13 protein-coding genes and 2 pseudogenes are annotated in these 14,127 nt (G+C 28.3%); 9 read left to right on the top strand and 6 right to left on the bottom strand.

What is annotated here, in order from left to right:
* Positions 1-56 precede the first annotated feature (56 nt).
* Both B8978_RS01125 and B8978_RS20050 read left to right on the top strand, forming a co-directional pair.
* The gene (locus B8978_RS01125; protein ID WP_084113440.1) at positions 57-2,006 is read left to right on the top strand and encodes a hypothetical protein; all 1,950 of its coding nucleotides are present in this window, start codon (positions 57-59) and stop codon (positions 2,004-2,006) included.
* A 950-nt stretch (positions 2,007-2,956) separates the two neighbouring features.
* Complete coding sequence (locus B8978_RS20050; protein ID WP_207651862.1) at positions 2,957-3,514, top strand: SHOCT domain-containing protein; 558 nt, start codon at positions 2,957-2,959, stop codon at positions 3,512-3,514.
* Positions 3,515-3,961: 447 nt separating this feature from the next.
* Here B8978_RS20050 and B8978_RS01115 read toward each other — a convergent pair whose 3' ends face one another.
* The 3 genes and pseudogenes from B8978_RS01115 to B8978_RS01110 form a co-directional block, all read right to left on the bottom strand.
* On the bottom strand, positions 3,962-4,414 hold the full coding sequence (locus B8978_RS01115) for a helix-turn-helix domain-containing protein (protein WP_084113439.1): 453 nt from the start codon (positions 4,412-4,414) through the stop codon (positions 3,962-3,964).
* Positions 4,414-4,647 (bottom strand): annotated as a pseudogene (locus B8978_RS19375) (FAD-dependent oxidoreductase); the annotation flags it as partial. The gene B8978_RS01115 and the pseudogene B8978_RS19375, both read right to left, overlap by 1 nt.
* On the bottom strand, positions 4,571-6,340 hold the full coding sequence (locus tag B8978_RS01110) for a recombinase family protein (RefSeq protein ID WP_139795940.1): 1,770 nt from the start codon (positions 6,338-6,340) through the stop codon (positions 4,571-4,573). The pseudogene B8978_RS19375 and the gene B8978_RS01110, both read right to left, overlap by 77 nt.
* A 171-nt stretch (positions 6,341-6,511) precedes the next feature.
* On the opposite strand from B8978_RS01110, the gene B8978_RS19600 reads away from it, so the two are divergent.
* A complete protein-coding gene (locus tag B8978_RS19600; RefSeq protein WP_176212563.1) occupies positions 6,512-6,688 on the top strand; it encodes a hypothetical protein in 177 nt (58 codons plus the stop codon).
* Between the two features lie 85 nt (positions 6,689-6,773).
* On the opposite strand, the gene B8978_RS01105 is transcribed toward B8978_RS19600, so the two are convergent.
* Positions 6,774-7,004, bottom strand: a complete 231-nt coding sequence (locus B8978_RS01105; RefSeq protein ID WP_084113438.1) for a hypothetical protein — start codon at positions 7,002-7,004, stop codon at positions 6,774-6,776.
* 528 nt (positions 7,005-7,532) lie between these two features.
* Between B8978_RS01105 and B8978_RS01100 the strand changes: the two genes are divergently transcribed.
* From B8978_RS01100 to B8978_RS19595, 4 genes are all read left to right on the top strand, one after another.
* Positions 7,533-8,429: a hypothetical protein gene (locus tag B8978_RS01100; RefSeq protein WP_084113437.1), complete on the top strand. Its 897-nt coding sequence runs from the start codon at positions 7,533-7,535 to the stop codon at positions 8,427-8,429.
* A gap of 504 nt (positions 8,430-8,933) precedes the next feature.
* Positions 8,934-9,593, top strand: coding sequence for an acyltransferase (locus tag B8978_RS01095; protein ID WP_084113436.1), 660 nt, complete (start codon positions 8,934-8,936; stop codon positions 9,591-9,593).
* Positions 9,594-9,696: 103 nt separating this feature from the next.
* The gene (locus tag B8978_RS01090) at positions 9,697-10,086 is read left to right on the top strand and encodes a GNAT family N-acetyltransferase (RefSeq protein WP_341435437.1); all 390 of its coding nucleotides are present in this window, start codon (positions 9,697-9,699) and stop codon (positions 10,084-10,086) included.
* Between the two features lie 91 nt (positions 10,087-10,177).
* On the top strand, positions 10,178-10,333 hold the full coding sequence (locus B8978_RS19595; RefSeq protein WP_176212562.1) for a hypothetical protein: 156 nt from the start codon (positions 10,178-10,180) through the stop codon (positions 10,331-10,333).
* A gap of 178 nt (positions 10,334-10,511) precedes the next feature.
* Here the strand turns inward: B8978_RS19595 and B8978_RS01085 are convergent.
* Together B8978_RS01085 and B8978_RS01080 are read right to left on the bottom strand one after the other, a co-directional pair.
* Positions 10,512-11,300: pseudogene (locus B8978_RS01085) on the bottom strand (FAD-dependent oxidoreductase); the annotation flags it as partial.
* 52 nt (positions 11,301-11,352) lie between these two features.
* Entirely contained in the window at positions 11,353-12,330 is a 978-nt protein-coding gene (locus tag B8978_RS01080; protein ID WP_084113433.1) for a sulfide/dihydroorotate dehydrogenase-like FAD/NAD-binding protein, read from the bottom strand.
* A 102-nt stretch (positions 12,331-12,432) separates the two neighbouring features.
* Between B8978_RS01080 and B8978_RS01075 the strand changes: the two genes are divergently transcribed.
* Positions 12,433-13,080 carry a pentapeptide repeat-containing protein gene (locus B8978_RS01075; RefSeq protein ID WP_084113432.1) on the top strand — a complete coding sequence of 216 codons (648 nt, stop codon included), beginning with the start codon at positions 12,433-12,435 and terminating at the stop codon, positions 13,078-13,080.
* 20 nt (positions 13,081-13,100) lie between these two features.
* The gene (locus B8978_RS01070) at positions 13,101-14,123 is read left to right on the top strand and encodes an aldo/keto reductase (protein WP_084113431.1); all 1,023 of its coding nucleotides are present in this window, start codon (positions 13,101-13,103) and stop codon (positions 14,121-14,123) included.
* Positions 14,124-14,127 lie beyond the last annotated feature (4 nt).

Raw genomic sequence — 14,127 nt, 5'->3', positions numbered from 1 at the left:
CAGAATTTATTATTCATATCTTACAAATTTATTTTATTAAAAAGGTAGTGATTAAAATGGGGAGAATTAAATTTTATTCAGTTAGGGATATGGCTGTAGGTTATAACTTGAAAAATATAGAATCAATTTTAAAGAAGTACAATAATAAAATACTAAAATATAATATTAATGATATTGATATTAATAATATTATTGAATGTTATAATATAAAGCAATATTTTGATAGTGGTCTTAAATTGAACAGTTGGAATGTAGAGCAAATTAACTTTTTTAATTCAGTTATTAAAAAATTTTATGATATTATAGAGAAGTTTTGGTCTTTAATAAATAATGATAGTATAATTGGAGAGTATTTAAAAATAGATATTGAATACAGAGAAGATTTTTGGAAAATGTTTTCTCAATATAAAAAATATAAACATATTAGTAACCATGTATTCAAACAATTATTAAAACTAAAAGAAGTCAATATATATTCAGTCTTATATGATCAACAAATTGTAAAGTATTACGGAAATGTAATAAAAGAATATTTAATTGCAGATTCATCTATGGCAAAAATTATTTTGGATAAATATGAAATGAAAAATAATAATGAAAACATAATCTATTTGCCAAGTGAATTGACTAATTCTGAAAAAGAGGAATTAATTTCAAAGTATATTGATTTACCAATAGCACATATTAACATGTTAGAAATTATTCAAAATATAAAACCGTCCAAGGAATTAAGATTATCAGACAAGGTGAAGCTTAAGGCAAAGAGAAAAATAGAAGAGGAAAAATGTAAGTTATTTAATAAAAATTCAGGCATTTATATGGAGACAGACGTTTGCTTTTCTAATAATCAATGTGAAGCCAGAAGTATTGATATAAAGGGCAATAATTGGAAGTTTTCTTATAGTACTAAATGGATAACTGAAAATAGTGATTTTAATACATTATTGAATAATTTTATATATGTTTTTGAATTTGTTGATATGCAAATGCGTGTTAAATTTGTAAGTAAAAAAAGTGAATTGAGTGTATTTGGAAATATTTTTATAAGATCAAAACATGACTATCCGGTTGGAGTTGTATTTAATCGTAAAAATTTATTAGCATTAATGCAAATTTCAGCTTATTATAAAGAATTACAAAGAATAGGAATTAGATTTGAAGATAGTATTGAATGGTTTTTCAAAACGTATTTAAAAAATGAGTTTGGAATTAATGGTTTTACATTGAAAATGCCATCTGAAAAGGCTACATATTTAGAAAAAGCACGTAGTACATTTCCTGAATTAGAATCAATATTAAAACAATATAAATTATATGTTCAAAATGGAGAAATAGATAATGAACTTCTAGAAATGTCATCAAGAGGTGAAGATTACGGCAATTTAACTAGTTTGGTAGATAAAAAATATGTTTATGGAAAAGGAGATATTTATAAGAAGATAAAATATTTTCTCTCATCTGATCAATGTATGTTATGTTATATTAGAAGAATTGAAGATAGATATAATTGCTTTTTTGATTTAGTAAATAATGAAGAAATTTATATGAAAGATTATCAGGAATATCAAAATAACGATTTGCAGTGGCTTATTGAGCATGAAATTATAGAAGTTGATTTGTATTATAGAATTAAATGGAAAAATCCTAATATAGTACTTATTTTATATGATTTGAGTGTAAATGATGTTATAAGCTATTGGAGTTATCCATTAGAGTTTAGAAAATATTTTGATGAATTAGAGAAGAAAGGATTTATTGAATATTCGAATAAATTGTTTACATTACCAGAGCAAGAATATATAAGCTTTATCTTAAATAAGAAAAAATTTAATAATGGATATGATATTAGAAATAAATGCGAACATGGTACTCAAGCTAATAGTGAAACAAAGGAAAAAATTCACGAACAATATTATATGTATGCGTTATTGATATTTGTTATATGCATTATTAAGATTAATGATGATGTGTGTACATATGACTTAATTGAAAATGATTGCACTTAGAATATTTTTATAATAAAAAGTATATGTTAAAATAATAAAATTTTAGAAAATAGTATATAATTTTAGAAATATAAAAATATAACTTACGATATTCTTCCAACAGTCTATAAAATAATCTAAGATATATTATAATAAAGTAAAATATATCTTAGATTATAAAGTTAGAATTTGTAAGGCTTTGAAGATACATTAAGATAAATTTTAAAATTTAATGTTTTTAACATAACATATGTAATAAAATCTACAAGTTTAGTGAAGTTGTAGTATAAATATATTAGTACAAAATACAAATTGTTCAAAGTAAAGAAAACAAAAGTATGGCAAAAAATAATTTGCCATACTTTTGTCATACTAAAAATAAGAACTCTATTTTTATGCAGTTTTATCACGTTTACTGAATATGCTTATAATTCTAGTTTTATCAAGCTTTACAAGAGACTTATTTCTATTAATAAGTATTTATTTCTACAACCAATTTTTAATACAGAACTCGGCTTAAAGGCGTGGTCGCGACATGGAAAACACTAGGGTTTATAACTTAGTGTTTTTTATTTTTAAAAAGTATATCTATAGTGGATTTAAATTTTTAAAAAATAATTAATAAAACCGAAAACAAATAATTAAAAGAGGCAGCTTAATAGTTACTCCCGCAACTCTATTTTAATACAAAAAAGAACGCACCTTTCGGCACGCCCTTATATGGATAATGAATATACAAATCATGCATTTTAATTCTTGCCAATATTCAAAATTCTAAACAATAAAGTTAAAAATATTACACATATAGTAAGTATAGTAGAAACTGCAGCCACATCAATTCTAATTAAAGATTTAACTTTCATATCATCACCTCATCTGTATTTTTTACAGATAATTATAAATGTATTCACATATTGTTAATTTGTAAATTATTTATTATAATATAATAAAATATACAAAAGGTGTAAATTATGGGAAAATTAAAACAAAAAGAATTACCTAAAAATATAATGGAATCAATTAATTTAAGCAATGATGAAAAAGTGTTGCTGTGGTTAAAAGGGACTAATAAAGAATGGCTTATTTGTAGTGATAAACAAGTTTTTATTATTAAAAAAGGATTCATGACTGGACATACATTCGGTAGTGGCGTCTTTCAAATGCCATATAAAAATATAGCTGGGGCAACAGTGAATTACCACCTATTAAGCGGATATTTCGAATTAAGTGCAGGAGGGATGCAAAACACAGCTAAAAGTTATTGGTCGAATGACAAAGGCAGCGATCCAAAACAAGCTCCGAATTGTATATCTATTACTAGTAAATCATTAGCAAATGAATTCAGAGAAGCTTGTACTTTTATAAATAATAAAATAGGAGAGTCGTCAACCTCTCAAACTTCGCAAACCCCGCATTATAGTAATAATATACCTGAACAAATTAGAAAACTTGCAGAACTAAAACAATCTGGAATACTAACAGATGATGAATTTGAAACAAAGAAAAAAGAATTATTAGACAAAATTTAAAAAATAATGAGTGTTATTTGAATGTATACATGCTTTAGAATCAGTAATATGGAAAAAGGAGTAGCTTAATAGTTACTCCTTTAACTCTATTTTCACACAAAAAGAACGCACCTTCCGGAACGCTCTCTTTATGTTTGAAAGTGAAAGTTGAATTACATTTTAATTCTTACCATAATTCAAGAATATAAACAAGTATTTATAATAATATAGCAAGACAATTTTAAGTTTATTCAATTTCTTCAAAACAAGAAATTATTAATTTATCTAGTGACGCAATGCCCTTATAAGAGTTTTTATATATATTCTTGATTCTCCAATACCTTTAGGAGCTTTTTCAATTTTGTAAGCAGTAAAAAATTCTTGAACTTTTTCTACAAAAATATAGAAAATCCTCTAAAGTTATGAAATTTTTAAAAGATTTTATACCAAGTAAAATATTTATGTAGATTAACTAAGAAACTTTATTAATATCTGAAAATATGTTCTGTCCATAATAGTACCATTTTCCCAATTTTGTATGCTTCTAAAATCTATACCAGTAATTTTACCAGCTTCCCAAAGAGTTAGGCTATTGTTAGTTCTCCACTCTTTAATTCTTTTACCAAAATTACTAAAAATGAATTTATAATAATCATCATAAAAATATTCTATTGGTTTTTCTAATGTTTTAGCTATTTTATTTAAAATATTTGTGGAGGGATAGCACCTAGTTGATTCATAATCATCGATAGTTGAATGTGATAGGTCTAATAATTTACCTAAATAGTTTTGACTGTAACCTTTTAGTAACCTTAATTTTTTTATTCTATCTCCAATTGTAACTTCACTTAGATTCTTATATAATGATTCATACAAGTTAATCTTTAAAATTCGTGTAATTGCTGCACTTTGGTGGTTCATGCTTCTGTATGACCTACAAAAAGACCTGCTTTTTCTCCAGCGCAAAATAAATTATCAATTCCTTTAACCTTCATATCATCTGTTCTAGGTGCAACGGATAAATATCTAATAGAATTGCCCTTGCCTCCCGAATATGGATCAATAAATTTAACAGTTTCAAGTCCTGGTATTTTTCTTAATTTCTCTAATGGATAAAAAGTTGTCATTAATTTTGCATGTGCTAGTTGAACTAAACTGCAACTTACTTTCTTCTAATTCCTTGTCAGTAAAATTCATTTCCTCATAGTCGTTATCCGTACCAATAAATTTAATTTTTATTCTGCCATTATTACTGTTATTGCTTTCTCCAAACCAATATATAGTTTCTATAATGGTATCAATTATTTGTTTTTGCCTTTCACGTGGAAGTTTATCAATTATCTCACAGTCATTTAAAATATCTTCAATAATCTTTAAATTAATTTCGTTAGTTTTTGATTTTTTAGTTTCAGTTTCTAGAGATACTAATTTATGTTCAAGTTGCATACATTGTTTTTTAAAGGGTTTAATCTTATCACGAATTAGACCTTTCATATATTCATCTTCTTCTTTTGAAAGCTCATTTAGTAAATTACTAATTTGTTTCTTTTTATCAGAAAGTGCCTTAGTTAGCATTAATTTTTCATCTAAGCCATTATTCTTCCATTCAGAATTATATTTTTTCTTAAGGTCACTGATAAAGGATAACTTAGCTTTTGAAAGTTTCTTTAAACTAAGCAGCACTAGATCCTCTAGTTTTGATGCATTAGCATTTGCACAATCACAAAGCTTTTTATGAGATTTTCGCTTTAGAGAACATACATAGTAGAATGATTTTTGCCCAGTAGTTTTTGAAACTTTTCCATGTTGAATTAGCATATATTCATTACATTTACCACATTTTATTTTCCCAGTTAGTAAAGCATTATTGGTTTTGCCAAGTCTAGGAAACTTATCTCTATTTTCATCAAACTTCCGCTGAACATCAAGCCATAGAGCAGGAGGCAGGGCACCTTCAATATTACTTATAGCAGCAAGCCTATCTTCTTTAGCCTTTTTAATTTTTACATGCTTACCATTCTTCATTGATTGTTCTGTTTTATTGTAGGTTAGAAGTGAATGAATGCCGTCAGGCTTTCCATAAACATTATAATCATGTTCTTGTAAATAGTTTAGCACATCATCATTGGCTTTTACATATATAGGGTTTTGAAGAATTAATTTTAAACTTGATTTTTCTAACATAACATCATTTCTTGATTTTAACTGGTTTTCAGTTACGTATACTTCTAATTTGTGTAAGCTTCCAAGCTCTAGATATTTATTATATAAAAGTTCTACAAAGCTCATTTCTTTCTGTTCTATTTCAAGCACAGGGAACTGTCTTTTTAAACCTTCTTCATCAATATATACTTTTTTATTTGAAATAAAACCTAATGGTATTTTACCACCAGTCCATCTGCCATTTTTAGCTAGTTCCATCATATTATCCTTCACTCTTTCAGCAATGGTTTCACGCTCTAACTGAGCAAAAACAGAGGCTATGTATATCATTGCACGGCCCATTGGAGTAGAAGTATCAAATTGCTCGCTTATGCTTATAAAATCCACGTGATAATTTTGAAGAATTTCTAGGGTGGAGGAGAAGTCAGCTACATTTCTACTTATACGATCTAGTCTGTAGCATACTAATTTATCTATAGTATTAGCTTGAACATCATGCATTAATTTTTTGAATTTAGGTCTATCAATAGTGCCACCACTAAAGCCTTCATCCTCATATATAATGAATTCTACATTTTTATCTACATATTTTGAAATATAGTCTTTACACATTTCAATTTGATTTTCTATTGAATCGCCTTTGCCAGTAAATTTGGATTTACGACTGTAAATTGCTATTTTCATTAGAGATATCACCTTCAGAGACATGATATTAGATATAAAGATACCTATAGTTAATATATTATTATAGGTATTCGTATTATATACTTAATTTAAATTTGTATTAATGTAACATCACGGCATCAAAATGAATATTATATATGGGATGCTCTTTTAGAAAAGAGAGGATATATTATGTACTCTGTTACATTAATACTACCTAAAAATCGAGAAGTGCTTGAAAAAAAATATGCAGAAGTTTTAGCTGATATTGTAGCTAATGAGTTATCACATGAGGAACTTGAATACTTAATTAATGAATTGGAAAAGCAACAAAAATTAGTACAGTTTTACAAAGAAAAGGACAAATAAAGACGCTGTATTTCAGAACTAAATAATATGGTAGTTTAAAACATATCCTATATTTTAAACTACCATATTATTTAAGGAAATTATTTTAAATGCTTTTATTGGTTTCACTTACAGAATCGCTTTGACTTGGGATGCCATTTTCATTAGAAATTTGTCCAAAGGGAACGCCAATTCCTTGAGCATATTGAGTAGCTTCAATCTTAAGCTTATTTAGAGTTTCTTTTTCTGATACTTCAATACCACTTTGAACTGGTTCAATTTTAAGTTTATTTAAAGTTTCTTTTTCGGTTGTTTTATCCATACCTTTATTTGTCAAATATAACAGCTCCTTTTCATTATATTATGAATTTTATTAGTATACTCATTTTTGCGAAAAATACACTCATATCTTTATTTTTTTGTAGTAAGACATTGAGTATATCCTTATTTTGATATTTATGGTATATTATTAGTGTTATAGATTAGAATCGTATTTTATTAAGATAGAAGTGGTTATAACATTGGAAAATCAGTAGAAGAAAGTAAAAAGAAAAATAATTAACTTCATATTAAGAAAGATTTTAGTTGAGCAGTAACAGATAGGTATAGTTATTTAATATATGGCAAACTTGTAAATCATCAAGGTACATCAACCACACAATTATTATACAATGGAAAAGACAGACTAAAGGAGCGTGTATTGAGTCTTAGAGTCAGTGAGAAAGGTGTTTCTTATGATGGTGTAGTTGCTCACTTTAAGATGAAAATAAAAGATTAAGAGAACAATTAGATAAATTAAAAAGTATTAAGTAAGTCGCAACAGTAGTTAAATGCGAATTAGTATTGTTATTAAAGGGGGAAGCATATGAAAAATTTTATGATTGGAATGTATGGGAAATACGATAATATAAAATTTAATAGAGATTTTAGAGAAAACTTTTATGGAATAGAAATGTGTCTTTTTGAAGATGAAAGAGACATAGAAAAACTAATTAACGAAACTGAAAGAAAAGGCATTAAATTTGGTATACACTTTCCTTTAAGGTCTGGAATATCAAATTTAAGAGACCAACAGTTTTTATCATTAGATAAAGAAACAAGGGAAAATGCTTATAAGTATATTGAAGGAGAATTAAATTATATCAAGAAGAAGGGACTTAACCCTGAATATATCCTATTTCATTATCCTAAACCAGTTATTTTGAAAAATGATTTCGATATGAGTAACTGGAGATTTGCAGATAAAAGTGAATATACATATGAATCAGATTATCCAACTATCGAATTAAAAAAATACAGTGAAAATCTCTTTTCTTGGTTATCAGAAAAAAGTCTTGAATATAATTTTATTCCTGTATTAGAATTTGATGCTTTAAACAAATATGTTTGTGAGGATAACTTTCTTGAAGCCTTATTAGAAAAATACAAAGCAATAAAGATATGTTTGGATACAGGGAGACTTCATTTACAAAGTAAAATAGATTTAGATTTTAATGAAAAAGAGATTATCAAAAGATTTGCAAAGTATACTGAAGTAGTACATTTATGGAATGTTAAAGTAACTGGAAATTTAGAAAATAATCATTTTCCTACTTTACCAAATTTAAAAGTAGAAGATGGCTGGGCACCTATCGAAAATTACTTAAAGATTATTACAAAGGAAAATAAGAATGTAAAGATAATGTTTGAACATAGGTCAGATTTAATAAGTGATAAAGAATTAGATAGTTGTTATTCTTGGATTAGTTCCTTATTAGAATAAGAGAATTGGTTCGGAATATTCTTATATGGCGAAGTATCAACAAAGTTATTAACGTGTTATACATTGAAAAAAGTATAAAAAGAAAAGAGGTGAGTTTTAGTGGGGGGTGGCACTTGTTATACACTTTCTCACTAAAGATAATTAGTGAGAGTTTGGTACTGTTATACACTCTCTCGCTAAAGATAAAATATGAATGCGATGCTGTATCGCTTTAAACCTGGTGAACCAATGGAAACCATTGCTGCTGTTGCAGAGATATTTGATTTTGATACTAAGGTTAGTTAGGTATTGATTGTATAAAAATAAATAAGTTATAATTGAATTCAAGACAATGACACCCTTTCATGTGATTTTTGTGTTTTGAGAGATTCAATTATAACATGAAATTATGGGGTCATTGTTTTTTTCGTTGAAAAACTCTGTAACCCTTGATATATAAACAAAAAACTAAACAAGTAGTGTAAATAAATTTACACTACCGAAATAAATCAGAGGAGGATTATAATGAAAGTTTCTGTAAACGAACTACTAAACATTGAAGAATTAGATGCAAGAGCCGTATTTGATGGGGTTAAGTATCCTTGGGAAGCTCTTACAGAAATTAAGGATTTTATTTTTGAATACGCAAAAAATCTGCCAAGCGATTTTCAAAGAATAAAGGAATTTGTATGGGTTGGCAAAGGCACTACTATAGAAAAAAGTGTTCTTATAAACGGTCCAGCGATTATCGGTTACAATTGCGAAATCAGGCATTCTGCTTACATTAGAGACAATGTTATCATTGGTAATGATGTTGTAATTGGAAACTCAACTGAAATTAAAAATTCAATCCTCTTTAACAAAGTTCAGCTTCCCCATTACAATTATGTTGGTGATTCAATATTAGGGTATAAAGCCCATTTGGGGGCAGGAGCAATAACATCCAATTTAAAGTCTGATGGAACATTAGTAAAAGTAAAATATGGTACAGATATTGTTGAAACTGGTTTAAGGAAATTTGGCGCAATCGTAGGCGATTCAGCTGAAGTAGGATGTAACTCAGTTTTAAACCCAGGGACAATAATAGGAAAAGATAGTATTGTTTATCCATTAAGTTCTGTAAGAGGTTATATTGCAGAGAAGAGTATTTTGAAGAGTAATGGTGAAATTGTAGAGAGAAAATAAAGTAGAGGAACCAGGATATCGTATTAATTCAGAAGTGAATTTTATTGTGTTTTAATTCGTATTTTTTTATATGGCGAAGTATCAACAAAGTTATTAACGGGTTATACATAGAAAAAAGTATAAAAAGAAAATTATCAACCTTGGAATTTATTTAAAAGAAGAGAATAATAAAATGGTTGGTGTTGCAGAGATATTTGATTTTGATACTAAGGTTAGTGCTGTAACCATAGGATATATCTTAAATCAAAATTACTGGGGAAAAAGTATAGCTTCTAAGACGACGTCACTACTACCTGATTATCTTTTTAACGAAATTGAGGTAAATAGGGTACAGGCTTTTGTGATGACAGAAAATGAGAAGTCTAAGAATGTACTTTTAAGAAATAATTTTGTGAAAGAAGGAACTATAAGGCAAGGAAATTTTTGGCAAGGTAGAGGCGTTGTGGATTTAGTATTGTTTTCTATTTTAAAAGCAGAGTATGGAGCTAAATGAATATCATAGATTTTACAAATAAGAAAAGTCTGTGATATAGAATATTTAATAACAGTACTGTAAGAGAATTGTTTTTTAGGAGGAGGATATTATGTCAAAAGTTACACTTTTGGTAATAGACATGCAAAAAAATTGTAAAGAAGCTACCCATTGTAAGGCGTCGTTTGAAAAGGCAGTAGAATATATTAATGGAATTCATTTATTAAGATCTGTTGTAAGCTATGAAGCCCTTGAGTATTTTTTGTAGGAAACTTACAGATCATAATAATATGACTAAAAGTATAAACCTTAAGATGGAATAATAAAACAAATAGTTTTGTGTAGAGCTATTTGAATGTTAAAGATATAAAAAATAGTAAATATATAAGGTGGAGAGATAAGAATTATGTGCTTAAATACTTCTTCATAGGTTGCATTTCTGTTCACCTTGCATGACCAGTATCCAATAGAATTACATTTTCAGCAAACTCTCTTAAAGCATATTGTTGACAGACTTTTAATTTTAGTTTATCTAGGTTTATGTCCTCTGGTGGAATTTTTAAAATAACAACTCCATCTTTATCTAATTTTTCTGAAATCTCACTACTTAAAGATTCTTTTGCCAGCTTGCAGGAACCACTAAATGCCCCAAGACCACCATCATCTCGTTCGCCTTGTAAGTCATCAACTCCAGCTCTACTGCTTATACTTACTCTTGGACCGAAAGAAGGGCATCTTAAAACGCACATTGAACATCCGTTACCGTAACGTAAACAGTTTCCCATAGGTCCTGTTGAACCGGTGGTTTCAATAAAAACATCACCTTCAATATAAGTACCATCAGAAAGATAAATACCTTCAATATGATCTTTTGACTTTTTAATGTCAATTACTCTGCTAATCAAATTAACTTTAATATTCATATTCTTTATATGCTTTAGAACTGCAGGTTCAATTTTATTTACATCATATAAAGAGGCGTGTTTGTGTCCAGGAAAATCAATATTTTTATGCCTTGTATTTTCGTCTGTAATATTTATTAAATCTCCAGCACCTAAGGCTATAATTTCTTCTGAGGCCGTATATCTACCGTTATTCCTCATTATTCCTCCGACGTTTCCAAGTCCTAAAATCATATCAGTCTTTTCAAAAATTTCTACTTCAGCTCCAGCTTTTTTAGCTGTAATTGCAGCAGCACAGCCAGCCCAGCCAGCACCTATAATAATAACTTTCATAATAATCCCCCTTGAATTCCTTGTAATGTTTAAATAATTTATTTATACGTTTTTATAAAAGTCTTCTTCCTTTAAAAATGTATCTTGGATCAATTTGCATTTTACAAAGCTTTTTGACTACATGACCTTTGTATCTCGTGCTACAAGTACCACAAACACCTTCGCCACAGCACATTTTTGCATTATTGCTGCAAGCTACATTTTTATCATCAGAAATTACATCTAAAACATTTCTTATAAAGATATCTGGTCCAGAACAAAATACTATATTGGAACTCTCTGAATATTTTTTTATAATTTCTACAAGTTCAGGAGAAAGTTCACCAGAAACCATAGAAGTACATTCTATAAGCTCAGCATTACACATACTTAAATAATCTTTTATAAAAATATCCTTAAAGTTTGCTTTATCTATGGCTACTATAATTTTGTTACCATTTGCATATAATTTTTTCATTACAGGAATCATCGGAGCCATGCCTATGCCTCTAGCCAATATAAGTGAAGTGCCATTTTTGCTATTGTTTACATTTTTAAGCCCCAAAACTCCATTCCAATAAGGTCCACGTACGACTAAATCATCCTTCTCACTAAGTTCATCTAATTTTTTGGTTTTTATACCCTTTAATTCCACTGCAATAGTTAAAGTGTTTTCAACTACATCTGTATCCATTATTGATATTGGAGCATCAAAATAAGAGTTAGTCTCTGGATTTCTAATGAAGATAAAAGCTCCTGGAACTGACAACTCTTGAACTAATTTATGTTTAGCAATTATAGTAAAAGCTATGATATCTTTATCTATATTTTGTTTTTTTATTATTTTACAAAGAGTTATTTTTCTCTGCTTATTAGGTTTATTACCATTCCAAACATATTCTTGATATATACATACTCCCTTCCAATTTGTACAGTCACAGAATTTTTTGCCTTGCATTTGTGAGCATAAAATGCAGTCCCCAGTTTCAGCTAGATTGCAAGGACAATATTCTGTTCCAGCATCAATACAGTCTTTAATCTCATAATTCATAAATAATCCTCCTGTATTAGTTTATGGACTATTATTAATATATTTATAAATTTTATTTCTGTTACTCTTATATGCTATAATTTATTTTGGAGGTAATTACATATGGAAAAGAACAAAACAAAAATAGCAAAACCTAAAATAAATGATGATTTAGATAGTATATACATATCAAGGGAAAATGTAATAGATGAAGTTATGTTTTCTTCTGGAATAATTAGTGAATGTTCTTTAGAAAATCTTCAAGGAAATAGGGTAGAGTTTAAACAGGTAATATTTAAAAATGTTATTTTTAATAACATAACTTTTAGAAATATAGATCTTACGGATGTAAAGTTTCAAAATTGTGATTTATCAAATGTAGATTTCATTGAAGCTTCAGTATATAGAGTAGAATTTATAAATTGTAAAATTATTGGCATTAATTTAAGTGAAGCCACTTTAAGAGATGTAATTTTTGATAATTGTAATGGTGAATATGCTTTTTTTAGTCATTCTAATTGTAAGCAAGTTGCATTTCTTCAATGTCAATTAAGATCTGCAGATTTTCAGAATTCAATGTTTTCTAAGGTTGAGTTTAAGGAGTCTAATTTGCTTATGGCTCAAATGAATTTCACAAAGCTTAAGGGCATAGATTTTACTAGCTGTGAAATTGAAGGTATAGGCGTAAATATTGCTGATGTTAATGGGGTTATAGTTACACCAATGCAAGCAATTTCTATTTCCAGCATATTAGGTCTCATTATTAAATAAAAAGTTGGAGGTATATATTTATGGATAAAATAAAACTTGGAAGAACAAATTTAATGGTGACTAGAAGTGGTTTTGGTGCCTTACCTATACAGAGAATTTCGTTTGAAGATGCTAAAAAGATTTTACGCAAGGCTTACGATAATGGAATAAATTTTTTTGATACTGCAAGAATGTATTCTGACAGTGAAGAAAAGATAGGATATTCGCTTAGCGATGTGCGAAAAGACATTATAATAGCTACTAAAAGTCATGCAAATGATAAGGAAACTTTACTAAACCATTTACAGACAAGCTTGAAAAACTTAAAAACAGATTATGTGGACATTCTTCAGTTACATAATCCGGAAAAGCTTCCCAACCCTGAAGATCCAAATGGGCTTTATGCTGGACTATTAGAAGCTAAAAAAAGAGGTTTGGTTCGATTTGTAGGAATTACAAATCATAGGATAGACAATGCTATGGAGGCAGCAACTTCTGAGTTATATGATACGATACAGTTTCCTTTAAGTTCTTTATCTGCTGACAATGATTTAAATCTCATAACAGAATGTAAGAAAAGAGATATTGGAGTTATTGCAATGAAAGCACTTTCGGGTGGACTAATAACTAATGTTGCATCTACTTTTACATTTTTACGACAATTTGATAATCTTGTTCCAATATGGGGAATACAGAGAGAAACTGAATTAGATGAATTTATTGCTCTTGAAAAAAACCCACCAGTATTAGATGATAATATGTGGTCCATTATTAATAAAGATCGCCTAGAACTCGCAGGAGATTTCTGCCGTGGCTGCGGATATTGCCTTCCATGCCCTGCAGGAATTGAAATTCCTACATCTGCAAGAATAACTTTACTTTTAGGAAGATCTCCATATGAAGGTTTCTTAGAGGATGATTTTAAGGAAAAGATGAATCTAATAAACAATTGTATAGAGTGTGGACATTGCAAAAATCATTGTCCGTATAAACTAGATACACCAAATCTCTTAAAACGTGAACTTAAAAACTACAATGAATTTTATGCCAAACATGTAAGATAAAGTG

This window comes from Clostridium acidisoli DSM 12555 (assembly GCF_900176305.1).
Lineage (GTDB): Bacteria > Bacillota > Clostridia > Clostridiales > Clostridiaceae > Clostridium_I > Clostridium_I acidisoli.
The sequence above is the reverse complement of the archived record's forward strand: the minus strand, read 5'-3'. Positions and strand labels throughout refer to the sequence as shown.

Bases quoted from the DNA above. Each gene is read 5' to 3' on its own strand.
- B8978_RS19600 (WP_176212563.1), top strand. From the start codon at position 6,512: ATGTACTCTGTTACATTAATACTACCTAAAAATCGAGAAGTGCTTGAA.
- B8978_RS19595 (WP_176212562.1), top strand. From the start codon at position 10,178: ATGTCAAAAGTTACACTTTTGGTAATAGACATGCAAAAAAATTGTAAA.
- B8978_RS01070 (WP_084113431.1), top strand. From the start codon at position 13,101: ATGGATAAAATAAAACTTGGAAGAACAAATTTAATGGTGACTAGAAGT.
- B8978_RS01125 (WP_084113440.1), top strand. From the start codon at position 57: ATGGGGAGAATTAAATTTTATTCAGTTAGGGATATGGCTGTAGGTTAT.
- B8978_RS01075 (WP_084113432.1), top strand. From the start codon at position 12,433: ATGGAAAAGAACAAAACAAAAATAGCAAAACCTAAAATAAATGATGAT.
- B8978_RS01080 (WP_084113433.1), bottom strand. From the start codon at position 12,330: ATGAATTATGAGATTAAAGACTGTATTGATGCTGGAACAGAATATTGT.
- B8978_RS01095 (WP_084113436.1), top strand. From the start codon at position 8,934: ATGAAAGTTTCTGTAAACGAACTACTAAACATTGAAGAATTAGATGCA.
- B8978_RS01115 (WP_084113439.1), bottom strand. From the start codon at position 4,414: ATGAACCACCAAAGTGCAGCAATTACACGAATTTTAAAGATTAACTTG.
- B8978_RS01110 (WP_139795940.1), bottom strand. From the start codon at position 6,340: ATGAAAATAGCAATTTACAGTCGTAAATCCAAATTTACTGGCAAAGGC.
- B8978_RS20050 (WP_207651862.1), top strand. From the start codon at position 2,957: ATGGGAAAATTAAAACAAAAAGAATTACCTAAAAATATAATGGAATCA.
- B8978_RS01100 (WP_084113437.1), top strand. From the start codon at position 7,533: ATGAAAAATTTTATGATTGGAATGTATGGGAAATACGATAATATAAAA.